At 75.5% G+C, this 24941-nt stretch carries 23 protein-coding genes and 1 pseudogene; 17 read left to right on the top strand and 7 right to left on the bottom strand.

The window, feature by feature from the left end; translation table 11 throughout:
* The first annotated feature begins 52 nt into the window (after positions 1–52).
* The 7 genes and pseudogenes from PUR56_RS41175 to PUR56_RS41150 all read left to right on the top strand — a co-directional run bounded on the left by PUR56_RS41175 (position 53) and on the right by PUR56_RS41150 (position 6951).
* Positions 53–220, top strand: a complete 168-nt coding sequence (locus PUR56_RS41175) for a hypothetical protein (protein WP_329881031.1) — start codon at positions 53–55, stop codon at positions 218–220.
* Between the two features lie 251 nt (positions 221–471).
* The gene (locus PUR56_RS41170) at positions 472–1746 is read left to right on the top strand and encodes a serine hydrolase domain-containing protein (protein WP_329952740.1); all 1275 of its coding nucleotides are present in this window, start codon (positions 472–474) and stop codon (positions 1744–1746) included.
* Between the two features lie 196 nt (positions 1747–1942).
* A pseudogene (locus tag PUR56_RS43735) lies at positions 1943–2119 on the top strand (gamma carbonic anhydrase family protein); the annotation flags it as partial.
* A gap of 1048 nt (positions 2120–3167) precedes the next feature.
* Complete coding sequence (locus PUR56_RS41165; protein WP_329952739.1) at positions 3168–3692, top strand: MauE/DoxX family redox-associated membrane protein; 525 nt, start codon at positions 3168–3170, stop codon at positions 3690–3692.
* A gap of 141 nt (positions 3693–3833) precedes the next feature.
* Positions 3834–4391 carry a TlpA family protein disulfide reductase gene (locus PUR56_RS41160; protein ID WP_329952738.1) on the top strand — a complete coding sequence of 186 codons (558 nt, stop codon included), beginning with the start codon at positions 3834–3836 and terminating at the stop codon, positions 4389–4391.
* A complete protein-coding gene (locus tag PUR56_RS41155; protein WP_329952737.1) occupies positions 4388–6373 on the top strand; it encodes an ABC transporter ATP-binding protein in 1986 nt (661 codons plus the stop codon). Before PUR56_RS41160 ends, PUR56_RS41155 begins: the two co-directional genes overlap by 4 nt.
* A 92-nt stretch (positions 6374–6465) precedes the next feature.
* A complete protein-coding gene (locus tag PUR56_RS41150; protein ID WP_329952736.1) occupies positions 6466–6951 on the top strand; it encodes a S26 family signal peptidase in 486 nt (161 codons plus the stop codon).
* Between the two features lie 40 nt (positions 6952–6991).
* On the opposite strand, the gene PUR56_RS41145 is transcribed toward PUR56_RS41150, so the two are convergent.
* Complete coding sequence (locus tag PUR56_RS41145) at positions 6992–8368, bottom strand: hypothetical protein (RefSeq protein WP_329952735.1); 1377 nt, start codon at positions 8366–8368, stop codon at positions 6992–6994.
* Complete coding sequence (locus PUR56_RS41140) at positions 8365–9135, bottom strand: Crp/Fnr family transcriptional regulator (protein ID WP_329952734.1); 771 nt, start codon at positions 9133–9135, stop codon at positions 8365–8367. Before PUR56_RS41140 ends, PUR56_RS41145 begins: the two co-directional genes overlap by 4 nt.
* A 215-nt stretch (positions 9136–9350) precedes the next feature.
* Between PUR56_RS41140 and PUR56_RS41135 the strand changes: the two genes are divergently transcribed.
* Positions 9351–10943 (top strand): S8 family peptidase, encoded by a 1593-nt coding sequence (locus tag PUR56_RS41135; RefSeq protein WP_329952733.1) that lies wholly within the window; start codon positions 9351–9353, stop codon positions 10941–10943.
* A 23-nt stretch (positions 10944–10966) separates the two neighbouring features.
* On the opposite strand, the gene PUR56_RS41130 is transcribed toward PUR56_RS41135, so the two are convergent.
* Positions 10967–11869, bottom strand: a complete 903-nt coding sequence (locus PUR56_RS41130) for a LysR substrate-binding domain-containing protein (protein WP_329952732.1) — start codon at positions 11867–11869, stop codon at positions 10967–10969.
* Between the two features lie 119 nt (positions 11870–11988).
* Here PUR56_RS41130 and PUR56_RS41125 point away from each other — a divergent pair, with 119 nt between their 5' ends.
* The 3 genes from PUR56_RS41125 to PUR56_RS41115 all read left to right on the top strand — a co-directional run bounded on the left by PUR56_RS41125 (position 11989) and on the right by PUR56_RS41115 (position 14546).
* The gene (locus PUR56_RS41125) at positions 11989–12915 is read left to right on the top strand and encodes a pseudouridine-5'-phosphate glycosidase (protein ID WP_329952731.1); all 927 of its coding nucleotides are present in this window, start codon (positions 11989–11991) and stop codon (positions 12913–12915) included.
* A 3-nt stretch (positions 12916–12918) separates the two neighbouring features.
* A complete protein-coding gene (locus tag PUR56_RS41120; protein WP_329881020.1) occupies positions 12919–13809 on the top strand; it encodes a carbohydrate kinase family protein in 891 nt (296 codons plus the stop codon).
* A 299-nt stretch (positions 13810–14108) separates the two neighbouring features.
* Positions 14109–14546, top strand: a complete 438-nt coding sequence (locus PUR56_RS41115; RefSeq protein ID WP_329952730.1) for a hypothetical protein — start codon at positions 14109–14111, stop codon at positions 14544–14546.
* A 169-nt stretch (positions 14547–14715) separates the two neighbouring features.
* On the opposite strand, the gene PUR56_RS41110 is transcribed toward PUR56_RS41115, so the two are convergent.
* Positions 14716–15267, bottom strand: coding sequence for an HAD-IA family hydrolase (locus PUR56_RS41110; RefSeq protein ID WP_329952729.1), 552 nt, complete (start codon positions 15265–15267; stop codon positions 14716–14718).
* Positions 15268–15771: 504 nt separating this feature from the next.
* Between PUR56_RS41110 and PUR56_RS41105 the strand changes: the two genes are divergently transcribed.
* The 4 genes from PUR56_RS41105 (at position 15772) to PUR56_RS41090 (ending at position 19528) form a co-directional block, all read left to right on the top strand.
* Positions 15772–16587 carry a putative protein N(5)-glutamine methyltransferase gene (locus tag PUR56_RS41105; protein ID WP_329881015.1) on the top strand — a complete coding sequence of 272 codons (816 nt, stop codon included), beginning with the start codon at positions 15772–15774 and terminating at the stop codon, positions 16585–16587.
* Positions 16588–16782: 195 nt separating this feature from the next.
* A complete protein-coding gene (locus PUR56_RS41100; protein WP_329952728.1) occupies positions 16783–17643 on the top strand; it encodes an NmrA family transcriptional regulator in 861 nt (286 codons plus the stop codon).
* A 164-nt stretch (positions 17644–17807) separates the two neighbouring features.
* A complete protein-coding gene (locus tag PUR56_RS41095) occupies positions 17808–18377 on the top strand; it encodes an anthrone oxygenase family protein (RefSeq protein ID WP_329952727.1) in 570 nt (189 codons plus the stop codon).
* Between the two features lie 62 nt (positions 18378–18439).
* Positions 18440–19528: an AraC family transcriptional regulator gene (locus PUR56_RS41090; RefSeq protein ID WP_329952726.1), complete on the top strand. Its 1089-nt coding sequence runs from the start codon at positions 18440–18442 to the stop codon at positions 19526–19528.
* A 93-nt stretch (positions 19529–19621) separates the two neighbouring features.
* On the opposite strand, the gene PUR56_RS41085 is transcribed toward PUR56_RS41090, so the two are convergent.
* Both PUR56_RS41085 and PUR56_RS41080 read right to left on the bottom strand, forming a co-directional pair.
* Positions 19622–20149: an anthrone oxygenase family protein gene (locus PUR56_RS41085; protein ID WP_329952725.1), complete on the bottom strand. Its 528-nt coding sequence runs from the start codon at positions 20147–20149 to the stop codon at positions 19622–19624.
* A 513-nt stretch (positions 20150–20662) separates the two neighbouring features.
* Positions 20663–21064, bottom strand: coding sequence for an SH3 domain-containing protein (locus PUR56_RS41080; protein WP_329952724.1), 402 nt, complete (start codon positions 21062–21064; stop codon positions 20663–20665).
* Positions 21065–21314: 250 nt separating this feature from the next.
* Between PUR56_RS41080 and PUR56_RS41075 the strand changes: the two genes are divergently transcribed.
* Entirely contained in the window at positions 21315–23225 is a 1911-nt protein-coding gene (locus PUR56_RS41075; protein ID WP_329952723.1) for a protein kinase domain-containing protein, read from the top strand.
* A 101-nt stretch (positions 23226–23326) separates the two neighbouring features.
* Positions 23327–23818, top strand: coding sequence for a histidine kinase (locus PUR56_RS41070; RefSeq protein WP_329952722.1), 492 nt, complete (start codon positions 23327–23329; stop codon positions 23816–23818).
* Between the two features lie 49 nt (positions 23819–23867).
* Here the strand turns inward: PUR56_RS41070 and PUR56_RS41065 are convergent, their stop codons facing one another.
* Positions 23868–24911, bottom strand: coding sequence for an ArsR/SmtB family transcription factor (locus PUR56_RS41065; protein ID WP_329952721.1), 1044 nt, complete (start codon positions 24909–24911; stop codon positions 23868–23870).
* Between the last annotated feature and the right edge of the window lie 30 nt (positions 24912–24941).

Here is a 24941-nt window from a genome sequence, read left to right as displayed (position 1 = left end):
CGGGAACCGGTCCGGACGGTGTCCGGGCCGGTGGAGAGAAGGGAACACCGCCGTGACCGACCCCGAGCAGACCTGGGACGACGGCCGCCTGCACCCCGACGACGTGATCGAGGCGGCCGACCACACCGCCTACGAGTCCCCGTCCGACTACTACTCCGGCCAGAACGGCCACGAGCCCGACCCGGCGGCGGTGCACGATGCGGGCGACGACGGCTGGTGACGCCGTCAAGGCCCCGCCGGGACGACTCGTCGACGTATGTGAGTTCTCCTCAAGTCGGATTCCTGTACCGGAGTTCGGCACGGTCGGCCTCCGACTTGAGGAGGGCCGACACGCCGGAGGGGCATCCACCCGTGGGTGGAGCCGCTGTGCCCCTGTGGGTGGACGACCGGTTCGTGCCCGGCTGACAAAGTGTCAACCCCTCACACTTTTCGGGTGTTGCGAAAGCCGTCGGCACGGACACAGGAGGACTCATGAGGGTAGCGGAGCGCCGGGGCGCGTCGCGGACGGCGAGGGGCGTGCGGATCGTCGCGCTCGCGCTGGCGGGGGTGGGCCTCGTGGGCGTGACCGCCCCGACGGCCGGTGCCTTCGGCACCGGGCCGGGCGGAGCGACGGCCGTCGGCGAGGAGCAGCCGGGGAGCGGCCCGGAGGCGGCCGGGCGCGGCCCGCACCGGGGTGGCGTGGACGCCCGGGCGCTGAACGAGGCGCTGGAGGGCGTGATCGAGGTCGGCGGGGCGTCCAGCTCCCTCGCCCGGGTGACCGAGTACGGGCGCACGGTGTGGAAGGGCGCGGAGGGCGTGGGCGACTTCTCGACCGGCGCCGAGCCCTCGGCGAGCGGCCGGTTCCGGATCGCCAGTGTGACCAAGACCTTCGTGGCGACTGTCGTCCTCCAACTGGTCGGCGAGGGGCGGTTCGGGCTGGACGACAGCGTGGAGAGCCTGCTGCCGGGTGCCGTCCCGGGCGGCGGCTCCATCACCGTGCGCCAGCTGCTCAACCACACCAGCGGGCTGTTCGACTACACCGCGGACCCGGCCGTCGACGTCGACAACGCGACCTGGCTCCGCGAGGGGCGCTGGCGGAGCTGGACGCCGCAGCAACTCCTCGCGGTGGCCAACAGCCACCCGCCGTACTTCGCGCCCGGCACGGGCTGGCACTACGCGAACACCAACTACCTGCTGGCCGGCATGATCGTCGAGCGGGTCACCGGCCACGACTGGCGCCGGGAGGTGGAGCGCCGGATCATCGACCGGCTGGGACTGAGCGGGACGTCGATGCCGGCCCACGCGACGGGGATCCGCGGCCCGCACGCGCACACCTACCTCGATCTGCCCGGCGGCCCGGTGGACGTCACCGAGATGGAGCCGAGCGAGATGGACGCGGCGGGCGTCGGCATCTCGACCACCGGGGACCTCGGCACCTTCCTCCGGGCCCTGCTCGGCGGGCGGCTGCTCCCCGCACCGCTGCTCGCCGAGATGCTGACGGTCGCCCCGCTGAGCGGCGACGCCCAGTACGGCCTGGGGATCGGCCGGCTGACCACGCCCTGCGGCGAGGTCTGGGGAAACAACGGCAGTACCGGCCGCGGGCACAACAGCGCCCTCTACGGCACCCTGGACGGCCGCCGGCTGGTGGCGGTCTCGACCAACGGCTACCGCAACACCGGCCAGGGGTGGAAGGCCTCGCAGAAGCTGCTGGCGACCGCCTTCTGCGGCCGTCAGCCGGCCACCGCAACCGCCGCCCCGACCGGCTGACCGCCGCCGTCCCGCCGTTCCGCCGTCCCGCCGGACACCGGACCACCGGACCGGCCGGGCGGCGGGCGTGCCGTTCCGCCCCCGCCGGGCAGTCGCCACGAGGAGGGGCGAGCAACGCCGGGGCCGTTGACCGCCGAGGTGGTCGACGCCGTCCACGAGGCGTCCTGCCCGCCGTCGACCGGGGGTGTTCGTCCCACTGAACGGCGCCCGGATCGGCGCCGGTTCGCAGGCCGAAGCCGAAGCCGAGGCCGGCGCCCTCGGCCCGCCGGGCATGCGAGTGCCGCCCGGCTCGCCGGTCGCCGGCGTCCCGGCCCGGATGCGCCGCGAGCTGACCGCGGAGGAGCGGACCGGCATCAAGGCCGGCGCCGAGGGGCCATCTGTTGCCGGCCGACGGCCACCCGTCGTTCCACCCGCTCCCGCCGTCCGTCCTGCCCGTCCTGTCCGTCCCGGACGCCCGGGGCGGCCCTGCGGCCCGAGCGCCGGACCGGCCGTCGGTGCGGGGCGTAGCCGGACCGTGTCTCTTCGAGATGCTCCCGAACGGGTGGGGGCCGCCGCATCGTCGGTGGCGAACCCGGCTTCCGGGCGAACGGCCCTGTCCGGGGCGGCTGTGTAGAAGTCGATGACGTCGCGCCCGAGTCCGGGACCACCGACACCGGGCCGCCTGCCAGGACGTGATCCGGAACGGCGAAACGCCCGGAGCGTCGCCTCGTCGTCATCCTCGACTCCCGGGCACCCGCCACCGCCCTCGCCGACCTCAGGCGGCGGATCGCCGACCTCTCGGGCGTCGAAGGCGCCGGACTCTGCGACCCACCCGCCGAAAACCGTCGCTGAACCCCCACCGGCGCACCATCCGCGCAGACCTCCGGGCGGGCCTCGGGCCTCCGGCCCCGGCGGCCCGCGCGGCCGACGAGTGCGCGAGGGCCATTCCGGAGGGCCGGTGACACGACCCACGGAATCGGACTTTCCGCTTCCGTTCTCACCTGTCGATCACTGTCCAATTTGGTCTAGACAAGATCTGAATATTTCAGTTACGTTTCCCCGCACGAGATCTCGTCAGTAAGTGCACAGCCACTCGTATCCATCTGCCCAGTGTGGAGGAACAATGGTTCAGGCGATGCTCAACCTGGTCGACCGGGCGTTCTCGCGCGGTCTCCGGACGGAGACCGCGGAAGCGGCCTGCGCGTGCCCGGCGGGTACGTTCTACACCTGTGTCGGGGAGACGCTCTACGTGAAGACGTGCTGTTCCTGGAACTGCGCTTCCGCCCCCACCTGTGAGACGTACGCCATCCGGGGCGGTTGCTGACCGTCCGGGTCTGACCGGGCGGGCCTCCGTGGCCCGCCCGGTGCCCGGCCGGGAGTCCCGGCCGACAGAGTCCGCCGGCATGCCCGCTCGCCCGGGGTGCCGGCACGGGGGAGGAACCATGCACGCCTGCCTGCTGCTCGGCGGCCGCTGTGTCGTCGCGCTCGTCTTCGCCGTCTCCGCGCTGGCCAAGCTGCGCGCGCCCGGGGACTTCGCCTCGGCGCTGCGCGCGATGGCGGTCGTCCCGCGCCGGCTGAACCGCCCGGTCGTGATCGCCGTCCCACTCGTCGAGGCGGCCGTCGCCCTGCTGGTCTGGCTGCCCGGACCGGTCGCCACCTGGGCGTTCGCGGCGGCGGGCGGACTGCTCGCGCTGTTCGCGGCGGTCCTGGTCTCGGTGCTGTGGCGCCGGATCGACGTCTCCTGCCCCTGCTTCGGTGCGGCCGGCGTGCCCGTGGGGCGGGCGCACGTGGTGCGCAACCTGCTCCTCGCCGGCGTCGCCGCGGCCGGTCTGGTGGCGAGCACCGCGCCGGACCCGGGGGGTCTGGAGCCGGCGGCCGTCGCCCTAGTCCTGCTGGTCGCCGTCGGCGCGAGTGCGCTGGCCATCGCCACCGACACCCTGGTCGAGCTCTTCTCTCCCGCGCGCTGAGTACCCGCCCGGGCGGCTGCGCGCCGAGCACCCGGCCCCGGCGGAAGCGCCCCGGCGACACCGTTCCGCCGGCCCCTCGAAAGCTCCCCGAACGCCCCTCGAATTCGTCCTTCCCCAGTGTCCGGAACGAGGCCCACTGCCATGTCAACGGTATTCACCGTCGTGATCGGCTGTCTTTCCGTATTCAATCTGCTGCTTACCCTGGCACTCGCCAGAAAGGTGACCGGAAACCCCGGTCACGGTTCCCACGGTGACATCGTCAAGGGCGTGTCCATCCCGGAGAACCGAATTCCGGACGGAACTCCCGTACCGGAATTCCGGGCCGTCTCCCGGCAGGACGGACCGGTGTCCCGCGCGGACTTCTCCGGGGGCCGCGCCGTCGTCGGATTCTTCTCCGCGAGCTGCGGGCCCTGCCTCGAACAGGCCCCGGACTTCGTCAAGGCCGTCACCGACCACCCCGGGGGCCGCGACCGGGTCGTGGCCGTCGTCAAGGGCGGCGGCGCGGTCGCCGAGGAACTGGCCGCCATGCTCGCGCCGGTCGCCAAGGTCGTGGTCGAACCCGCCGGGGTGGTCGAGGGCTCCGTGGCCGAGTCCTTCGGCGTCGTCCGCTGGCCCAGCTACGTCGAGGTCGGCGCCGACGGGCGGATCACCAACCGCCTGCTGCCCGGAGAGCTCGACGTCCAGCCCGCCGTTCGGTGACGGCGACCCCGACGGCGGGCACGGCCGGAGCCACCGGCACCGCCGGAGCGGCGGGTGCGGTCCCGCCCCCGACGGCGGGCACCGCCCCGGCGCCGCGTCCGCCCGGCGAAGGCCGCCAGGCCCTGCGCTCGGCCGCCGCCGCGACCGCGCTCGCCTGGCGGTCCGGGCCCGGTGCGCTGCTGGTCTCCCTGCTCTGCGGCCTGGTGGCCGGACTGCTCCCGGCCGCCACCGCACTGCTGGTCAGCGACCTGTTCGACGCGCTGACGGCCCCGCCCGGGGCGCCCGGCGGCGGCTCCGGCGTGCCGGTCGGCACCTGCGTCCTGCTGGTCGCCGCGAGCCTCGGACTGGCCCTCGCCCCGGCCGCCAGCGAGTACGCCCGGGCCCGCAGCAGCCGGGCCATCCGGCTGCGGGTGCAGGACGAACTGTTCGAGGCGGTCAACCGGCTGCCCGGGCTGCGCCCCTTCGAGGACCCGCGGTTCCAGAACGAGCTGCGCCTCGCCCAGCAGGCCGGCGGCGTCGCCCCGGACCTGCTGACCGGCTCGGCGTTCAGCAGCCTCCAGGCGCTGGCGACGGTCCTCGGCTTCCTCGGCACCCTGTTCGCGGTGAACCCGCTGCTCGGCGGCGTCACCCTGCTGCTCACGCTCCCACTGGTGCGCGTCCAGCTGGTCGCCGGCCGCCGGCGGGCGGCGGTGCTGCGCGACACGATGGCGCACAGCCGCCGGCAGATGTTCTACGGCAGCCTGATCGCCGACGTCGACGCGGTGAAGGAGGTCCGGCTGTTCGGCCTCCAGGACTTCTTCCGGAAGCGGGCCCGCACCGAACTGCTCACCGTCTCCGGCGCGGAGGAGCGAACCGACCGGCGCAACCTCGCCCAGCGGCTGCCCGCGTCCCTGCTGGGCGTGGGCGTGTACGCGCTGGGCCTGGTCTGGGCGGTGCGCGCCGCCCGCAACGGTGAACTGTCGCTCGGGGACGTCTCGGTGTGTCTCGCCGCCGTCGGCGGCATCCAGAGCGGGGTCGCCCAGCTCGCCGCGACCGGATCCGCCGCCTACCAGGCGGCCATCACCTTCGACCACTACCGCGCGCTCGGCGCGGCCGAGCCCGACCTCGCCCTGCCCGAACGGCCGGTGTCCCCGGACCGGCTCACCGGGACGATCGAGCTCCAGGACGTCTGGTTCCGCTACCACGAGGACGCCCCCTGGACCCTGCGCGGCGTCGACCTCGTCCTCCCGGCGGGCTCGGTCACCGCCCTGGTCGGCCTGAACGGCGCGGGCAAGAGCACGCTGGTCAAGCTGCTCTGCCGGCTGTACGACCCGACCCGCGGCCGCATCCTCTGGAACGGCACCGACATCAGGGATTTCACCCCCGACGCGTACCGCGAGCGGGTCGGCGTGGTCTTCCAGGACTACGTGCGCTACGACCTCACCGCCGGTGAGAACATCGGCCTCGGCCGCCTGGACCACCTCGGCGACGCCGGCCGGATCACGACGGCGGCCCGCGCGGTCGGTGTGCACGAGCGGATCTCCCGGCTCGACGCCGGCTACGGCACGCTGCTCAGCCGGATCTTCGCGGCCGACGGGCCGGGAGCCGGCCGCGGGCACGCGCTTTCCGGTGGCGAATGGCAACGCCTCGCGGTGGCACGGGCGTTCATGCGGAGCGACGCCGACCTGATGATCCTCGACGAACCCAGCTCCGGCCTCGACGCCGAGGCCGAGAAGGAGGTGCACGACAGCCTGCGCGGCCTGCGGCGCGGGGCGACCAGCGTGATCGTCTCGCACCGGCTCAGCGCCGTCCGGGACGCCGACCGGATCGTCGTCCTCGGCGCCGGGCAGGTGGTGGAACAGGGCACCCACGACCGGCTGTTGGCGCGCGGTGGCCGGTACGCCGAACTGTTCGCGCTGCAGGCGGCCGGGTACCACGACACGCCGGTCGGGCCACCCGCAGGACCGCCGACCCCGGCACCGCTCGGCCGCACCGCCCCGTAGCCGTACCGCGCCGTAGCCGTACCGCCCCGTGGCGCCCACTGCCCCCCGTGGCACCGTTCCGTCACGACCCCGTAGCACCAGGAGGTTCCACCGTGCCGCTGCTGCTCGCCGCCGTCGCCGGCGTCCTCGTTCTGGCCGCGCTCGCCGCGCTGGCCCGCACCGTGTTCTCGGTGATCGTGGTGTCCGGGCCGAGCATGAGCCCCGCACTCCGCCCCGGCCGCCGGGTGCTGGTCGTCCGACGGGGCCTGGCCCGGCTCCGGACCGGCCGGATCGTCGTGGTCGTCTCGGACGAGGACGGCCGCCCGACCGCGTCGCCGGTCGGCGACGGCCCGCGACGGCTGCTGATCAAGCGGCTCGCCGCGCTGCCGGGCGAGCCGGTTCCGGACCAGGTCCGCGACGCCGTCCCCGGCCCGGCCGTGCCCGGCGGCCGGCTGATCCTCCTCGGCGACAACCCCGGCCTCAGCACCGACTCCCGGGTCTGGGGCGCGGTGCCGGTCGCCGGCGTGGTGGGCGTCGTCCTGGAGGGCGTCCGGCTCCGGGACGCACCCCTGGGCCCGGGGCGGCCGGTGGGTCGCTGACCCCCGGGCCGCCGGGAGCCGCCAGGGCCGGTGCGGGCCCTCAGCGGTGCGGTCCGTGCCAGCCGTCCCCGTGGGCGTCCTGGCCGAAGTGGACGTCCGGTGGGTCGTGCCCTTCGTAGCCGTCGTATGCGTCGTACCCGCCGTGCTCGTGGTGCGGCTCCGGGACGTCGTGGCCGTGGGTCGTGTCGTGCACGCCGTGTCCCTCGTGCACGTCGAACGGGTCGTGCACGTCGTGCGGGTCGAACGGGTCGTGCGGGGCACGACCGTCGTACGGGTCGTGCGGGTCGCCCGTGCGGGACGGGTCCACGGCGTCGCCGTGGTAGGGGTGACGGCCCTCGCCGCCGTACGCGCCGGACTCGTGGGAGTCCTGGTGCCGGGGGTGCGACGCCTCCCACGGATCGTGCGGGTCCGAGCCCCCGCACGTCGCCCCGGTGCCGTTCGGGTGCCACGGGTCGTCGTGGTGGACGGCGTTGTCCACCGGTCCGTGCGGGCCGTGTCCGTCCCCGTTCGGGTGTGCGCCTCCGTGTCCGTGTCCTCCGTGTCCTCCGTCGTGCCCGGCGCCGTGGCCGCCGGTGTCGCCGTGGTGGCCCGGAGCCTCCCACGGGTCGTCGCCGTCGTGGTGTGCGGACGGGCTCGCGTTGCCGCCGGCCTCCTGCCCGCCGCCGTGTCCGTGACCCGGACCGCCGTCCCCGCCGTGGTGGACCGAGGGGGTGACGCCGAGTCCGGCGCCAGCGAGGAGGTCGAGGGCGCCCTGGAGCACCGCCGAGGTCGCCGCGCGGCGCCGGGTCCCGGGTGTCCGCGGAGGGGGCAGGGCGACGAGTTCGCCCCGCCGGGGCGTGGCCAGCCAGGCGTGTGCCTCGAAGCGCTTGTCCTTGATCCTCACCGTGGTCCGGGTGAACTCCCCGGCGGCCAGCCCGCCCACGCCCGCCTCGAAGACGTCGGTGTACAGGTCGTCCGTGACGACCAGGACCAGGTCGGCCTCCGGGGTGTCCTTCAGCGCGGCCCGGGCCTGCGCGCAGTCCAGCAGCCGGCAGGCCGTCTCGACCGAGCGGGCCGTGAAGCCGAGCGCGGCCCGTTGCACCCCGCCCTGGGCGAGCGCCACCCTGATCCGCAGCCGTCCGGTGGTGCCGGGGGAGCGGTTGAGCGTGTGCACCGCGTCCCGCAGGCCGAGGACCAGGCCCGGCAGCGCGACCGCCTCGTTCGTTCCGGGGGGCAGCAGGAGCAACTGGCCGTCGCCCCGGTCCTGCGCCTCGCACCGTCCGCGTTCGACCCGGGCCCGGACGAACGCGTGGTCCAGTGCCCGGTGGAGGCGGTCCTGGATGTCCCCCTGCACCGGGTACAGCCGGCCGCTGTAGGCCTCGATGTCGACCACCAGGCAGATGCGGCGCTGCCGGGCCGGGGTTCCTTTCGCGCTCATCGTCCGTCACCTCCGTGCGGGGGGAGCGGGAGGCCGGCCGCCTTCGAGAGCAGCGTCCGGTCCTTGACCACGAGTTGGCGGTAGCTGGTGCGGACGGCGCCCTGGTTGCGCAGGGTGCGCAGGGAGCGTTCCACACTGGCGGGGGAGAGCTGGGACAGGGCGGCGAGGTCGGCGTGGCTGAGCGGTATGTCGATCCGCAGGCCGTCCTCGGTCGGGGTGCCGTAGGAGCGGAGCAGTGTGGTGAGGGTGCGGGCGAGGCGGACCAGGACGGTCCCGCAGCCGGCGTCGACCCGGTAGCGGGTGGCGGCGCGGAGCTTGTGGCTGAGCGATCGCTGGACGGCGAGGGCGGCCGCGGGCCGGTCGGCCAGGAAGGCGAGGAAGGCCGGGCCCGCGATCTCGCGGGCGGTACTGGTGCGGACGGCGAGCACCGTGGCCGAACGCGGATCGCCGTCCAGCACCGCCATCTCGCCGAGCAGTTCGCCGGGGAGGCGGACGGCGAGCAGGGCCTCGCTGCCGTCCTCGGTGGCGGCCACGACCTTGACGCAACCGGTCAGGAGGAGGGCGACCCGGTCGCCCGGCTCGCCCTCGATCATCAGGGCCTCACCCGGGGAGTAGATCCGCCGGGTGCCCAGGCGGCCGAGTTCCCGCAGGTCGGTGTGGTCGAGCCCGGCGAACGGGCCTCGTGGGAACGGGGTGGGCGGGGGTCCCGGTGGCCGGGCCCCCGGGGTTCTGCCGGATTCGGGTGCGCTCCGCGACGCGCTCTCCATGGTGCCTGCCCCCACAGGTCGGCGGCCCTGCCCCGAACGGGGCGATTCCGTACGGAAGATAGCGCACGGCCCGAGGTGCTGTCAGTCTCCGGGAGCCGGGGTCCGGCCTGCCGCGTTGGGTCGTCGGCGAACGGCAACCCGAGCTGATTGCACGTGATCTGACGATCAGTCAGGCTTGTCGTCCGGGGGACTCGACATCGGAGGGGCGGGCGGGCATGCACGGTGGAGGGCGACTGCGCAGGGTGTTCGCGGTTCTCGGAACGGCCGCGGCGCTGGCGATCGGTGCCGGAGGGGTGTTCCCCGCGTCGGCGGCGGCGCCGGAGGGGGTGGTGCAGGGCGCCCGGTCGCCGGACGCCCTGCCCGGGAGCTACCTCGTCATGCTCAAGTCGGATCCCGGGGGCGACCGTCCGGCGGCCGGCGCGGGCGAGGTGGCGGACGCCTCGGCCACCCTGGCCCGGGCGTACGGGGGCACCGTCCGCCGCACCTACGACGCGGCGCTGCACGGTTTCGCCGCGGACCTGACCGAGCGGCAGGCACGCCGGCTGGCCGCCGACCCGTCGGTGGCGCTGGTCTCGGCGAACCGCCGGGTCCGGGTCGACGGGGAGCAGACCTCCCCGGAGGCCTGGGGCCTGGACCGGGTCGACCAGCGGCGGCTCCCGTACGACGACCGCTACACGTACCCGGACACGGCCGGGGCGGGCGTGACGGTCTACGTCGTCGACACCGGGGTGCGGATCACCTCGGAGGAGTTCGGGGGCCGCGCCTCCCACGGCTACGACGCGGTGGACGGCGACGCGGTGGCGGACGACGGCCACGGCCACGGCACCCACGTCGCGGGGACGGTGGCCAGCACCACGTTCGGCGTCGCCAAGGCGGCGAAGGTCGTCGCGGTGCGCGTCCTGGACGACAACGGAGAGGGCACCACCGAGCAGGTCGTGGCGGGCATCGACTGGGTGACGCGGAACGCCGCCCGTCCGGCCGTCGTCAACATGAGCCTGGGCAGCGACCCGGATCCGGTGCTGGACGCGGCCGTCGCCCGCTCGATCGCCGCCGGGCTGACCTACACCGTCGCGGCGGGCAACCAGGCCGTCGACGCGAACGAGCACTCGCCCGCCCGGGTGCCCGCGGCGATCACGGTCGGGGCGACCGACTCGGCCGACGCGCAGGCGTCGTTCTCCAACTACGGCCCGCTGGTGGACCTCTACGCACCAGGCGTGGACGTCACCTCGGTGTGGTACGTGATCGACTTCGAGGGGATCGGCGTCACCATGTCCGGCACCTCGATGGCCGCCCCGCACGCGGCCGGCGCCGCCGCGCTGTACCTGTCGACGCACCGCACCGCCACGCCCGCGCAGGTCACCGCGGCGCTGACCGGCGCGGCCACCGTCGACTCGCTCTACGATCTGGGTCCGGGTTCGCCCGACCGGCTGCTCTACACCGGGACGGTGCCGAACCGGCCGCGCGGTCCGAGGTTCGCCGCCCCGGCCCCGGTGGAGTTCGACGGGATCGGCACGGTCGAGGCCCCGATCACCGTCACCGGCGTGCCCGGGAAGGCGCCGCGCGATCTCGACGTCGGCGTGGACATCGGCTACTGGTGGCGGAGCGACCTCAACGTCGAGGTGGTGGCGCCGGACGGCGCGGCCTTCCTGCTCCACGCGGCGGGCAACTACGACATCGCCACGGACCTCGTCGCCCTCTACGGGGTCGACGCCTCCGGGCACACCGCGAACGGTGTCTGGCGGCTGCGGGTGACCGACATCGGGGGCTACTTCCCCGGCACGATCAGGGGCTGGTACCTGAGGTTCTGACGGCGGGGGAGCGTCCGCGCGGCTCAGCAGGTCTCCAGCGCGGACGCCTCCTCCCGGATCAGCTCGCGCAGCGCGGCGAGTCCGGGCCGGCGGTCGTCCAGGCGCCACTGGAGCTCCAGCGGCAGGGTGGCCCGGTCCGTGAGCCGGACGGTGACCACGTCCTCGGTGAGGTGGCCGGTCATCGAGGCGGGGAACAGCGAGAACGCCCGGCTCTGCGCCAGCAGGTAGAGCCGGGAGCCGACGATCCGGGCCGGGCCGACCAGCACCGGCGGCTCGACCCCGCGCTCGGCGCAGAGCGCGAGCACGTGGTCGTAGTAGCGCGGGTTCTGCTCGCGGGGCCAGAGCAGCAGCGGCAGGTCGCCCAGCTCGTCCAGCCGGACGGACGCGCGCCCGGCGAGCGGGTGGTCCCGGCTGAGGGCGATGTGCACCGGCTCCTCGGCGATCCGCTCGCGCCGGTAGCCGGGCACGTCGTCGAGGAACCGGCCGAGGCCGATGTCGGCCAGTTCGGCGGCCAGCGTCGGGGACACCCGGCCGGTGTCCACGGACAGTTCGGCCAGGAGCAGGTCGGGCAGCTCGCGCTCGGCCCGGCTGACCACGGCGGGCAGCAGCCGGTTGACCACGGTGGGGGAGGCGACGATCCGGGCCGTACCCGTCCGGGTCTCCTCGTGCAGCCGGACCCGGGCGAGCAGGGTGTCGGCCTGGGCGAGGAGGCGGGCGGACTCGGCGGCCATCACCTCCCCGGCGGAGGTGAGCCGGACCGCCCGCCGGCTGCGGTCGAACAGCTGGACGCCGACGGTCCGCTCCAACCGGGCGACCTCCTGGCTGACCGTCGGCTGCGAGATGTGCAGGCGTTCGGCGGCCCGGCCGAAGTGCAGCGTGTCGGCCACCGAGAGGAAGACCTCCAGCTGGCGAAGCGTGAGACTCATAGCCGGGAGTCTATGAGATGGCCCAGGACTCATTCTGGATCCCGATGTGACCCCTCCCTAGGCTGAGGACACCGCTGCCACACCGTGGTGGCAACGGCCCCCGAGAGAGAGCCCCTGCCATGACCGGACTGCCCATCCGTATCTCCGACGAGGTCACCGAGGCCGTCGCCGCCGGGACCCCCGTCGTCGCGCTGGAGTCGACCATCTTCACGCACGGGCTGCCCCGGCCCCGCAACCTGGAGGTCGCCCTGGAGGCGGAGGAGCGGCTGCGGGCCACCGGCGTCGTCCCCGCGACCATCGGCGTCTACGCGGGCGTGCCGACGGTCGGCCTCTCCACCGACCAGATCAGTGAACTCTCCGGGACCGACGACCTGGACAAGGCCAGCCTCCGCGACCTGCCGGTGGTCGCCGCGCTCGGCCGGCACGGCGGTACCACCGTCGCGGCCACCGCCTTCCTCGCCCACCGGGCGGGCATCCGGGTCTTCTCCACCGGCGGCCTCGGCGGCGTCCACTTCGGGGCGTCCGAGAGCTTCGACGAGTCCGCCGACCTGACCACCCTGGCCGCCACCCCGGTCACCGTGATCAGCGCCGGGGTCAAGTCGATCCTCGACATCCGGGCCACCCTGGAGCGGTTCGAGACCCTCAACATCCCGGTCATCGGCTACCGCACGCGCCAGTACCCCGGCTTCTACGTCACCGACTCCGGCCACGAGATCGCCTACCGGGTCGACACCCCCGAGGAGGCAGCCCGGGTGATCGACGCCCGTGACGGACTCGGCCTGCCGCAGGCCGTCCTGATCGCCAACCCGGTCGACCCGGCCAGGCAGCTTCCGCCGCAGGAGCTGGAGGCGCTGCTCACCCGCGCCTGGGCCGAGGCCGAGCGCCAGGGCGTCACCGGCAACGCCTCCACGCCGTTCCTGCTCGACTTCATCCAGCGCGACACCCAGGGCCGCAGCCTGGAGGTGAACGTCGAGGTGTACCGGGGCAACGTCCGGCTGGGCGGCGAGATCGCCACCGCGCTGGCCGCCGCCCGGAACGGGGCCTGACCGGTGCTCGGGGTCCTCGGTGACCTCGTGGAGGACGTCGTCGTCTGGGTGGACGGCCCGCTGAGACACGGCACCGACTCCGACGCCCAGGTGTTCCGGCGGCGCGGCGGCAGCGCCGCCAACGTCGCGGCCTTCGCCGCCGGCCAGTGTCCGACCCGCTTCCTCGGCTGCGTCGGCGACGACCCGGCCGGGCACGGGCTGGTCGCCGAACTGACCGGCCACGGCGTCGACGTGCGGGTGGCGCGCCGGGGCAGGACGGGCAGCATCGTGGTGCTCATCGACGACGCGGGGGAGCGCACCATGCTTCCCGACCGAGGTGCGGCCACCCTGCTGGAGGGCGTTCCGGACGCCTGGCTGGACGGTCTGACGCACCTGCACGTGCCCGCCTACTCGTTCGACGGCGAGCCGGTCGGGAGCACGGCGGTCGAGGCCCTCCGGCGGGTGCGCGCGGCCGGCGGCACCAGCTCGCTGGACGCGTCCTCGACCGGGATGCTCGACCGGTTCGGCCGCGAGCGCTTCCTCGCGCTCGCCGCCGATCTCGCGCCCACCCTGCTGTTCGCCAACCGGGAGGAGTCCGCGTACCTCGGACTGCTGGTCGACGGCCGCCCCGGCCCCGACCGGGCCCGGCTGGCGGCCACCACGGTGGTCACCAAGTCCGGTGCCGAGGCGACCACGATCGACGTGCCGGGGGAGGCGCCGTTCACGGTGCCCGTTCCGCCGGTCGGCGAGGTCCGCGACCTCACCGGGGCCGGCGACGCCTTCGCGGCGGGCTTCCTGGCGGCCTTCCTCGACGGCCGGCTCACCGGTGGCGGGCTGCGTGAGGCCGCCGCCCGCGGTCACCGGTGCGCCGCCCGGGTCCTGGCCTCGCCGGGTGCCTCCTGCGCGTCGGACTGACCGCCCCCGGAGCGGCTCCCGGGGCTGGCTTCCGGGGGCCGGCTCCACGGCACCCGCCGCCCGCCGCCCGGACCGGACCGCCCACCCCCGGGGCGGTCCGGTCCGGCCCGTTCGGTGCCCCGGTCGTGCCCCCGTCGGCGCCCCGCCCGGGGCCCGGTGCGCCGCGTCCGTCCGTCTGCTTCCCCTCGCCCGGCCCCGCGTACGCTCCGGACACGCCCTCGAACGGCGCAGCGTCCGGCCGCCGGGCCTCCCCGTCCGGTAGGGAATGGCTCGTCCATCGCCTACCCGAAGGGGTCGTCATGAAGATCGTCGAGTCCGCCGTCCGCGCGGTCTGTTCCGCCCTGCTCCTCGCCGCACCGCTGGTGGCCGCGCCACTGGTCGTCGCCCGGCCCGCCGCCGCCGAGGGGCCGCACAACGCGCAGGAGGCCGCCGTCTGCCGACAGGTCCTCGGCACGCTGCTCGGCGGGGCACTCGGCCTGGGCGGCCAGTCCGGCGGGGCGGTCTGCGCCGTCCATCCGGAGAAGGAGGCGCCCGCCGAGGGCGCGCCCGCCAGGATGTCCTCGGCCGCCGTCGCCTACGATCTCCCGGCGATGCGTCAGCAGGTGGCGGACCTCCGTCAGAAGGCCGTCGCGCTCGACCTCCTCGGCGAGCACGCCGCCGCCCGGGAGGCCCGCGCCCAGGCCGACGCGCTGCAGCGGAGGATCGACCGGATCGTCGAGGTCGAGGAACGCGTCTGATCCCGACCCGCCGGCCGCCCACCCGCCGCCTGCCGCCCGCTCCACACCGCCGACCCGCCGGTCGACGTCCGGGGCGGGTGTCCGGGGTGGGCGGCGTGGTCCGGTCACTCGTCCAGGAGCGGTGCGAGGGCTCGCCGCAGATCGTCCGGCTCCCGGAAGTCCACCGCCGTCATGCCGATCCGGCCGCCGCGACGTTCGCCGGGCCGTCGTCGACGAACAGGCAGCGGTCCGGCGCGACCCCGGCCCGGCGGGCCGCGACGTGGAAGATCTCCGGGTCGGGCTTCGCCACCCCGACCCGGGCGCTGTTGACGACGCCTTCGGCGAGGTCGCCCAGCCCGGCCGCCGCGAGGTCCTCCTCCAGCCAGAGCGTCGCGTTGCTGACCAGGAGCACCGGCACCCGCGTCCGGGCCTTCCGCAGGAGCCCCACCACGGTCGCGTCCACGCGGGCGGGCGCCCGGGTGAGCGCGGCGGCCAGCGCCCGGGCCCGGGCGGCCGGCAGCACGGCCGTCAGCCCGCGGGCGACCTCGGCGGCCCACTGGTCCCGGGTCAGCGCACCGAGGACCAGGCGCAGGGCCGTGCCGTCGGCGAACGCCATCGCGGCGGTGGTGCCGGGCGACAGCCCGGCCTCCTCTTCCAGACGCCGCACCGCGCCGTGGTCGACGAAGCGGATCACACCGTCGACGTCGCACAGGACGGCTTCGGGTTGCCGAGGGATCGTCATGGACTCTGCGTACCAGCCCGGGGCGGCCACCGCCAGAGGGCCGGTTCCGTGCGGTCCGTGCGAGGAGGTCCGGAGCGCCGGCCGGTCCCGGCGCCGGGAGTCACCGGGAGGCGGCAGGAGTCGTCGGGAGGCACCGGCAGGTGCCGGACCGGGGCGGGAACAGGCCGGCGCCACCCCGGGGATCCGGCCCGGGCGGCACACGACGGTTCGTGCCCTTCCCGGGCATGCCCCGCCGGTCCTCCCGGCGGATCCGGTCCCGCCGTGTCGGCCCCCCGCATGGGGTAGGGTGGCGGGCGCCGCAGAAGAACGCGCTCGAACGGGAGGTGAGACCCATGACCGCTGTGCCGGAACGGGTGCTCCCCGGCCGTGACCGCGACGCCTCCGCGTCGTACGCCTAGCAGCACCATCGCAGGCCGTACCACGTGGAGCAGGTCGCCGTACGGCGACGGATGCGCGGGTAGCCCCGAGACGGATGTCCTCACACCTGTTCTCCGAGGGGTTTCCTTGTCTGTTGTTTCCTCCGCCTCGCTGCGCTCGTCCGTGACCGCCCGACTCCGGGCCGCCGGTTGCGTGTTCGCCGAGGACGAGGCGCGCATCCTGCTCGCCGCCGCCGGGTCCGCCGCCGAACTGGCCGTGATGGTCAGCGACCGGGCCGCCGGCCGCCCGCTCGAACACGTCGTCGGCTGGGCCGAGTTCGCGGGTCTGCGGATCGCCGTCGACCCGGGCGTGTTCGTTCCCCGGCGGCGCAGCGAATTCCTGGTCCGCACCGCCGTCGCACTGACCGCCCCCGCACTGACCGGCGAGGACGCGCTGGTGGTCGACCTCTGCTGCGGCAGCGGCGCCCTCGGGGCAGCGCTGGCCGCCTCGGCGGGCCGCCCCGTCACCCTCCACGCCGCCGACCTCGATCCGGCGGCCGTCCGCTGCGCCCGCCGCAACCTCGCCGCGGCCGGGGCCGAGGTGTACGAGGGCGATCTCTTCGAGGCGCTGCCGACCGACCTGCGCGGCCGGGTGGACGTCCTGCTCGCCAACGTCCCGTACGTGCCCACCGCCGACGTCGAACTCCTCCCGGCCGAGGCCCGGTTGCACGAGGCCCGGCCCGCGCTCGACGGCGGCACCGACGGGCTCGACGTGCTGCGCCGGGTGGCGGCGGACGCCCCGCACTGGCTGGCCCCGGGCGGCACGCTGCTGTTCGAGACCAGCGACCGCCAGGCGGCGACCGCCCTCGACGTGGTCACCGCCGCCGGTCTGACCGCCGCCCTCGCGTTCGACGACGACCTCGACGCCACCGTGGTCACCGCCACCCGCCCGGCGGCCGGCTGACACCGCCCCCAGGTGCCCCGGGACCGGACGCCCGCCGGTCCCGGGGCACCTGGGGAACGGAGGAGCCAGGGGCACCGGTGCACGGGAGGCCGGTGCGGGCGGGGCGCACGGTGCGGGAGGGGCGTAGACGCGCGCACATGCGACTGAGACCGGCGGCCATGTTCCGTCACTTCCGGGCGGAGTTGACTGATGGCCATGAGCGAAGACACCAAGAACACGCAGACCACCACCCCCACCCCCACCACCTCCGGCACCACGGTGCTGGTGACCGGCGGCACCGGCAAGACCGGCCGACGCGTCGCCGACCGCCTGACGGCCCTCGGCCACACCGCGCGGATCGGCTCGCGCACCGCTCCGGTCCCGTTCGACTGGAGCGACGAGTCGACCTGGGACGCGGCACTCGACGGCGTCACCGCCGCCTACCTGGCCTACTACCCGGACCTCGCGTTCCCCGGCGCGGTCGAGACGGTCGGGGCCTTCTCCCGCCGGGCCGCCAAGGCAGGGGTCGAGCGACTGGTCCTGCTGTCCGGCCGCGGCGAGGAGGCCGCCCAGGCAGCCGAGGAGGCCGTCGCCGGGGCCGGCACCGGCTGGTCCGTCGTCCGGTGCGCCTGGTTCAACCAGAACTTCTCCGAGAGCTTCCTCCTGGAGGCCGTCCTGGCCGGCGAACTGGCGCTGCCGGCCGGGGTCGCGGACGAGCCGTTCGTCGACGTCGACGACATCGCCGACGTGGCGGTGGCGGCGCTCACCGAGGACGGCCACCACGGCCAGGTCTACGAGCTGACCGGACCGCGCCTGCTCTCCTTCGCCGACGTCGCCGCCGAACTCTCCGCAGCGTCCGGGCGGGAGATCCGCCACAGGGCGGTCACCCCGGACGAGTTCCGCGAGGTCCTGGCCGGGATCGGCCTGCCCGGCGAGTTCGCGGACCTGTTCACGATGATCCTGGACGGCCGCAACGCCTTCCTGGCGGACGGGGTCCAGCGGGCGCTCGGCCGCCCGCCGCGCGACTTCGCGGACTACGCGCGCGCCGCCGCCGCGTCGGGTGTCTGGAACACCTGAGCCGGCCCCGGGCCCGCCCGGTTCCTCCGCAGCCCGGTCCCGGCCCGGTCCGGGGATCCCACCGCGATCCCCGGGCCGCTGCCCGCCGGTCCGCCGCCGCTCCCGCCCGTAGTCCTGATGGCACCCCCCACCCGTAGTCCTCACCACACCCCCGAGGAGTCCCCGTGTCCGCCGCCGCCCCGACCCGTGTGAACGCCGCCGCCGCGGCCACCGCTGTGCCGACCACCGGCGCCTCCCGCGCCACCGGCCCGGTGCTGGTGGCCGCCACCGCAGCCATGGGCCTGATCTCCGGCCTCCTCTTCGCCTTCGACGTCGCCGTCATGCCCGGCCTCGCCGCCGGCGACGACCGCACCTACGTCACCGCGATGCAGAACATCAACACCGCGATCACCAACCCGGTGTTCGGCGCGGTCTTCCTCGGGGCCCTCGTGGTGCCGGCCGTGGGCACCTGGCTGCTGCGCCGCTCGGGACAGTCCGCCGCCGCGCTCTGGACGGCCGTCGCGACCCTGCTCTACACCGCCGCCGTGGTGGTCACCGCGGTGGTCAACGTCCCGCTCAACGACCGGCTGGCGCAGGCCGGGGACCCCGCCGGGGGCATGGACACCACGGCCGCGCGTGCCGCGTTCGACTCCGTCTGGACCACCGCGAACATCGGCCGCACCCTGCTCTGCACGGCCGCCGTCGTCGCCCTCTCCCGCGCCCTCCTGCTGCACCGCCGCCCCGCGTCCCGCTGACCGGTCCGGTCCACCGGACTGACGTGTGATCAACCCGCGCTCTCCGTCTAGGCTTGATCCTCATGGACACCCTGACCGGGCTGCTCGACGGCCCCAAGGCCCGTGGCGCGTTCCTGCTGCGCTCCGTCCTCAGCGCCCCGTGGTCCCTGCGGATCGAGGACCGCGCGCCGCTGTCGGTGATCACCGTGCTGCAGGGCGCGGCCTGGATCCGGCCCGACGGCGGGGATCCGGTGCTGGTCCGGCCCGGTGACCTCGCGCTGCTGCGCGGGCCCGACGCGTACCGCCTCACCGACGGCGGCGCCGACGGCCTCCCCGCCGGCCCCGCCGGTGTCCCCACCGCCGGCGCCGTGCTCGCCCCGCCGGCCCCGGGGGAGGCGGCCGAGATCGTGATCGGCCCCGGCCAGGTCTGCTCGCGCGACGGCGTCAGCGTCGCCACCGAGATGGCCCTCGGCCTCCGGACCTGGGGCGAGACCCGGCCCGGCGACGAGCAGCCCTCGGTCCTGCTCACCGGGACGTACCAGGAGGAGCACGAGATCGGCCGCCGGCTGCTCGCCCACCTGCCGACCCTGCTGGTCCGCCCCGCCGGGGTGAACACCACCGAGGACACCCTGGTCCGCCTGCTGGCCGCCGAGGTCACCCGCGCCGAGCCCGGCCAGGAGGTGATGCTGGACCGGCTGCTGGACCTGCTCGTGGTCGGCGCGCTGCGCGGCTGGCTCTCCTCCCCGGACGGCGGCGCGCCCGCCTGGCTGCGGGCCGAGCACGACGAGGTGGTCGGACCGGCACTGCGCCTGCTGCACGACGACCCCGCCCGGGCGTGGACGGTCGCCGGGCTGGCGGCGGAGGTCGGGGTCTCCCGCGCCGGGCTGGCCCGCCGGTTCACCTCGCTGGTCGGCGAGCCGCCGATGGCCTATCTGGCGAACCGGCGCCTGGCGACCGCCGCCGACCTGCTGCGGGACCCCGGGCACACGATCGCCTGGGTGGCCCGCCGGGTCGGCTACAGCGACGCGTTCGCGCTCAGCACCGCGTTCAAGCGGGTGCGCGGCCTGACCCCGCAGGAGCACCGCCGGCTCGCCGGGGCCGTGGCGCCGGCCGCCGGATCGGACTCCGCCCCGCCGCAGCCGGCGGTGACGACCGTCGTGCTGGCCGGCTGACACGAACACGCCGGTGGCGCCGTCCCCGGTGCGGGACGGCGCCACCGGCGTGCCGGGCCTGCGCCGACCGACCTCCCCGGAGCGGGGGCGGTCTCAGTTCGCCGTGGTGTGGCAGTGCAGGACCAGGGCCCAGCAGAGGAACCCCAGCGCCGCCGTGCAGAGCAGCGCCCGCGCGGTGTTCCACCGCACCCACCGTGCCTCGAACCGCCCGCGGACCCGCACCGGATCCGCGATTCGCTCCGGGTCCCCGGCGGCGGCCAGTGCGTTGTTCAGGGGGATGTTGACGATCCTCGTCACGGCCAGCGATCCCGAGTAGCAGACCAGTGCGCCCAGGGTGGCCGGGAGCACCCGGTGCCCGTCGGCCGGCAGGTGCAGCGCCACCGCGAGCGCCGTGAAGACCAGCGCGCCGAGGAACCCCAGCAGGAACCAGCCGTTGAGGATCGCCACGTTGATCCGCTGCATCACCTGGATGAACGTCAGGTCGTCGGTCGTGCGCAGCCCGGGCATCACCGAGCAGGCGTAGGCGTAGAACAGCCCGGCGCTCAGTCCGGTGGTGATGGTCGCCGCCACCAGGGTGAACACCCGGATCGCCTCCATGCAGCCCCTTCGTCCGTCGGTCACTCACCGCCACCGCCCGGTCGGCGGTCGCGCCCCGGCCCCGCGGGCCGGTGTCCAGTCGATCATCCGGCATCGAACGGCCGTTTGCCCACCGAATTGCCCGAGCTTCCGGCCGTGGTGACGCGCAGTCATCTCCGGGTTCGTGCGGGCCGGCGCGGTTCACGGGGCCGGACCGCTCGGACGGTGCCGTTCAACCAGGTGACCGAACTCTGCCCGATCGGCCAGACCACCGCGCAGACCGTCCTCGGGGACTCCTTCCGTGCCGACGGGTCCCCGCCCACCGGCCTCCGCTTCCGGACGGCCGTCGACGGCCGGCGGGCCGATCCCCGGACCCGACCGGAGTCACCCCGTCCCGGAGGGGCGGCCGGGGGACCGGCGAGCGGTCGGATCTCCTCCACGCGCGGTGACGCTACCCGATCAACGGGCCAGGCGCCGCCGCCTCTTGCTCCGGTGCCGACCCGCTCCCGGGCGGTCGGGATCGCCTCACGGGGGGCGTGGGCCGGGGTGCGTGCGGGCTCAGCGCGGGCCCGGGGGAGCGGCGGGCGGCGTCGGGCAGTGGCCGACGCGCGGCCCCGCCGGGTGCGGGCGGCTGAGGAAGGACCAGAGGACCCAGCCGGTCAGGCCGGTGCGGCCGACCACCACCCGGCTCCAGCGGGCGCCGAGCGGTGAGATCCAGGTGTCGACGATCTCGACCCGGTCGCGGCACCGGGCCAGCCCCAGGACGGTTTCGTTGACCGAGTGGTCACGGCGCACGTTGACGGCGCTCGCGGCCACCTCCCAGGTGCCGGAGCCGCCCGGTGGCGGGGCGTCGGCCCGTCCCGCCGCCGGGTGGTGACCGGTTCCGGCGGCCACCGCCGGGAGGGAGAGGACCAGCAGGGAGAGCGCGGCCCAGGCGGTCTTCCCGACGTGTAGAGGCATACCGGGAGAACGAGCCCGCCCGGCGTGCGCGGACCGTGTCGCGCCAGTGCCACCCGGACGGCGGTTGCGGCTCGCCCACCCGGGTGCAACAACGACGACCGCCGCCGCTCCCGCGGTGCCCCGGGCCGGGAGCCGGCCGGTCGGTGGGCCGGTGCGTCAGCGGGGCGGACGGCCGGTCGTAAGCAGGTCGGACAGCAGGTGGGACCGGGTGGTGGGCACGGTCGGGCCGTGGGCCCCTACCATGTGCGCCATGAACACTGGGGGGCCGGAGACACGGCTCATCGACGACCGCTTCGAACTGCTGGAACGCCTCGGTGGCGGGGGCATGGGCCTGGTCTGGCGGGCCCGCGACACCATGCTGCACCGCGAGGTCGCACTCAAGGAAGTCCGGCCGCCCGACCCGGCGATGGCTGCCGCGGACCCGGTCGGCGCCCTTGAGCTGCGCGAACGCGTCCTGCGCGAGGCCCGCGCGCTCGCCCGCCTCCAGCACCCCAACGTCGCCGTGATCCACCACATCGTGGACACCCCGGGCCACCCCCACCCCTGGCTGGTCATGGAACTGGTCAGCGGCGGCAGCCTCGCCGACCGGATCAGCAGGGGTCCGCTCAGCGTCCCCGAGGCGGCCCGCATCGGCCGGGGCGTCCTCGCCGCACTCCGCGCCGCCCACGCCGCCGGCATCCAGCACCGCGACGTCAAACCCGGCAACGTCCTGCTCCGCCCGGACGGCACCCCCGTGCTCACCGACTTCGGCATCGCCGCGGTGCAGGACTCCACCGCCCTCACCGCCACCGGCGCGCTCATCGGCTCACCCGAGTACATCGCCCCCGAACGCATCCGCGGCGAGGAGGGCAACCCCTCCTCCGACCTCTGGTCGCTCGGCATGATGCTCTACGTCGCCGTCGAGGGGCACCACCCGCTGCGGCGCGCCACCACGCTCGCCACCCTCGCGGCCGTCCTCGACGAACCGCTGCCCCCGGCCACCCGCTCCGGCGCGCTCGGCCCGGTCCTGGCCGGACTGCTGGCCCGCGACCCCGGACTCCGGCCCGACGCCGACCAGCTCGACCGGGCCTTCGCCGCCGCCGAACAGGGGGCCGGCCTGGGGGTCGGGCACGGTCCGGGACCGGTGCTGTCCGCTCCCACGGCCGGCTGGGCGCCCACCCACATGGACACCCCGCACCCCTCGGCGGGCGGGCCCGTCCCCACCGGTCCCGCGGTCGCGGGGACGGATGCCACCGGATTCGCCGTCAACGGGTTCGGGGTCGACGGCTCCGGCACCGGCGGCTTCGGCACCAACGGCTCCGGCACCGGCGGCTTCGGCACCAACGGCTCCGGTACCGACGGCTTCGGTACCGGCGGGCCCCACCGGAGGGACTCCGCCACCACCGGCAGCCACCACGGCCCGACGTCCACCCACTACCTCGGCGGTACCACCCGGGCCGGCCGGGGCGACCGCTCGACGACCGCACCGGAGCGCCCCGCCCGCCGCCGCACCGGCGCCGCGGTGACCGTCGCGGTGGCGGGCGTCGCGCTGGCCGGAATACTCGTCTGGTGGCTCCGGCCGGAGGGCGGCACCGTCGCCGGTCCGAACACCGCCCCGAGCACCTCCGGCCTCCCGGGCGCGTCCCCGACGTCGACGGGCTCGGCCGCCCCGGTGGACCCGCCGCCCGCGGCGACCACCCCCGCCGCGCCGACCACGAAGCAGACGGCCAAGAACACCCCGGCCCCCAAGGACCTGATGACCCCCGACGGCGTCCGTACGGTGGTCGCCGCGGTGACGGCCCAGTCCGGCAGCACCAAGGTCAAGCAGCTCACCGTCTACCCCAACTACGCCAGCGCCCAGGTGCCGACCGCCGACGGCCGCGGCTACGACTGGATCGACTACCGCGACGGCGCGACGACCCGGCGGGTCGGCGGATCGATGGGCAAGGACAAGCCGGTCGACCTCGCCCAGTACGACTGGGACGTCATTCCGGCGCTGCTGAAGAAGGCCGACGAGTCGCTCAACGTCAAGAACCCGACCAGCCGCTACCTGATCATCGACGCCTGGTCGAGCGACGGTGTGGCGAGCATCCGGGTCTACCTCTCCGACGCGTACAGCAACGGCGGTTACCTGTTGGCGGACAGCAAGGGCAACGTCCGCCGCGCCTACGCGGCGGACTGAGCGCGGGCGGCCCCGGACGGTGGACCACCGCAGGGCGGGCCGCCCGGGGCTGGACCAAGCTGGACTGGCCCCACCCCGCCGTGAGAGGAGCCGTCGAGGCCATGAGCGAGAACCACCACGTCCTGCTGCTCGACTTCACCGACCGGGAGTCCTGCCGGGCCGCCTTCGAGGACGCCGAGCACCTGCCGGGCCTGCGCCAGTCCGCGATCGTGGAGCGGCTGGCGGACGGCACCCTCGACTTCCCCGTCAGCCAGGTCCGCGGCGCGGGCGCGTCGACCGTCGGTGCGGGTGTGGTCGGCGGCCTGGCCGGCCTGCTGGCCGGACCGATCGGCGGGCTGCTGGGCTGGGCGGCCGGAACGGCGCTCGGCAGCGCCGCCGAGAACCGGCGGGACACCGACGGCGGTGCCGGACTGATCGTCCTCAGCGAGCAGGTGGAGAACGGCCACAGCCTGCTGGTCCTCGACGTGGTCGAGACCTCGCCGGAGCCGGTCGACCGGCTCGCCGAGCGCCACCACGTCCAGGTCCGCCGGATCCCGGCGGACGAACTGGCCGCGCGGGTGAAGCAGGCGCGGCGCGCCGCCGAGGAGTCCTGAGCCGACCGGTCCGTCGCCCCGGGCGGGTCCGGCCGGGGCCCGGGTCCCGTCAGGACGGTTCCGTCCCGGCCGGGCAGGCGTCCAGCAGGACCCGGCCCGCCGCGGTGAGGACGTACGGCACCGAGCGCCCGACCCGGCGTCGGTGCGCGAGGCCGGCCTCGCGCAGGATCCGGAGGTGGCGGCCCACCGAGCCCAGCGGGAGCCCGGTGAGCGCCACCAGCTGGGAGGTGGTCCTGGGTACGTCGAGCTGGGTGAGGAGCCCGGCCCGGGCCGGGCCGAGGAGTGCGGCCAGCGCCTGCGGCACCGGGCGCCGCCCCCCCTCGGCGAGGACGCCCGCGCAGGGGTAGACGACCGCGTACCGCCGGCCCGGACGGGCCCGCCGGCCGTCGACCGGCGGGGCGTCCCAGCAGACCCAGCTCCGGCTCGGGGTGACGGGGACGAACAGCAGCTGCGCACCGGCGAGTTCCAGCGGAGGGCTGTCGGACGGGGTGACCTGCAGGCGGCTCCCGCCGAGCCAGCGCAGGCCGGGGCGCATCCCGTCCAGGGCGGCGGCCCACCCGTGGGTGCCGTGTCGGGCGGTCCGGGCGAGGGCGTCGGCCTCGATGATCCGCCTGCGGTGCGGCCAGGACGGCCGGACCGTCTCCGTCCACACCCACGCCAGCAGGTCGGCGGCGCGCTCCGCCAGGTCGTCGCGGCGCAGCAGCTCCGGCACCGGACCGCCCAGGGCCTCGGCGAGGTCGGCCCGGACGACGCCGGGCGGGGTGGCCCGGACCGGCTCCAGCTCCCGTGCGAAGGTCGCCCCGCCCCCGCCCCCGCCCCCGCCCCCGCTCTCGCCCTCGGCGGCGGGCGTCGGGGTGAGGAAGGTGGCGTTCCGCCGGGGGCCGAGGGCCGCGCCGACCAGAGCGGCGGTGACCGGGTCGGCGGCCGAGCGTTCCCGGTACCGGGGCAGGTGGGCGTCCAGCCACCGGCGCTCGCCGGGGTGCGCGGCGGTGCCGTGTCGCAGGGTCTTGAGGGCGGCGACGGTCTCGGCGAGCGGTGAGACGACGAACCGGCTCTGCGCCAGCGTGTCCGCGTCGACCTGCCACCACCCCATGCGTTTTCGCCTCCCTGCGAAAACCTAACG

It is taken from the genome of Streptomyces sp. BE303 (genome assembly GCF_036290945.1).
Taxonomy (GTDB): Bacteria; Actinomycetota; Actinomycetes; order Streptomycetales; family Streptomycetaceae; genus Kitasatospora.
Note: the sequence above shows the minus strand (reverse complement) of the source record. Positions and strands in the feature narration are given on the sequence as shown.

Excerpts from the sequence above, each read along its gene's own strand:
- PUR56_RS41170 (WP_329952740.1), top strand. The coding sequence starts at position 472 with ATGAGGGTAGCGGAGCGCCGGGGCGCGTCGCGGACGGCGAGGGGCGTG.
- PUR56_RS41165 (WP_329952739.1), top strand. The coding sequence starts at position 3,168 with ATGCACGCCTGCCTGCTGCTCGGCGGCCGCTGTGTCGTCGCGCTCGTC.
- PUR56_RS41160 (WP_329952738.1), top strand. The coding sequence starts at position 3,834 with ATGTCAACGGTATTCACCGTCGTGATCGGCTGTCTTTCCGTATTCAAT.
- PUR56_RS41145 (WP_329952735.1), bottom strand. The coding sequence starts at position 8,368 with ATGAGCGCGAAAGGAACCCCGGCCCGGCAGCGCCGCATCTGCCTGGTG.
- PUR56_RS41140 (WP_329952734.1), bottom strand. The coding sequence starts at position 9,135 with ATGGAGAGCGCGTCGCGGAGCGCACCCGAATCCGGCAGAACCCCGGGG.
- PUR56_RS41135 (WP_329952733.1), top strand. The coding sequence starts at position 9,351 with ATGCACGGTGGAGGGCGACTGCGCAGGGTGTTCGCGGTTCTCGGAACG.
- PUR56_RS41130 (WP_329952732.1), bottom strand. The coding sequence starts at position 11,869 with ATGAGTCTCACGCTTCGCCAGCTGGAGGTCTTCCTCTCGGTGGCCGAC.
- PUR56_RS41125 (WP_329952731.1), top strand. The coding sequence starts at position 11,989 with ATGACCGGACTGCCCATCCGTATCTCCGACGAGGTCACCGAGGCCGTC.
- PUR56_RS41115 (WP_329952730.1), top strand. The coding sequence starts at position 14,109 with ATGAAGATCGTCGAGTCCGCCGTCCGCGCGGTCTGTTCCGCCCTGCTC.
- PUR56_RS41110 (WP_329952729.1), bottom strand. The coding sequence starts at position 15,267 with ATGACGATCCCTCGGCAACCCGAAGCCGTCCTGTGCGACGTCGACGGT.
- PUR56_RS41100 (WP_329952728.1), top strand. The coding sequence starts at position 16,783 with ATGAGCGAAGACACCAAGAACACGCAGACCACCACCCCCACCCCCACC.
- PUR56_RS41090 (WP_329952726.1), top strand. The coding sequence starts at position 18,440 with ATGGACACCCTGACCGGGCTGCTCGACGGCCCCAAGGCCCGTGGCGCG.
- PUR56_RS41080 (WP_329952724.1), bottom strand. The coding sequence starts at position 21,064 with ATGCCTCTACACGTCGGGAAGACCGCCTGGGCCGCGCTCTCCCTGCTG.
- PUR56_RS41075 (WP_329952723.1), top strand. The coding sequence starts at position 21,315 with ATGAACACTGGGGGGCCGGAGACACGGCTCATCGACGACCGCTTCGAA.
- PUR56_RS41070 (WP_329952722.1), top strand. The coding sequence starts at position 23,327 with ATGAGCGAGAACCACCACGTCCTGCTGCTCGACTTCACCGACCGGGAG.
- PUR56_RS41065 (WP_329952721.1), bottom strand. The coding sequence starts at position 24,911 with ATGGGGTGGTGGCAGGTCGACGCGGACACGCTGGCGCAGAGCCGGTTC.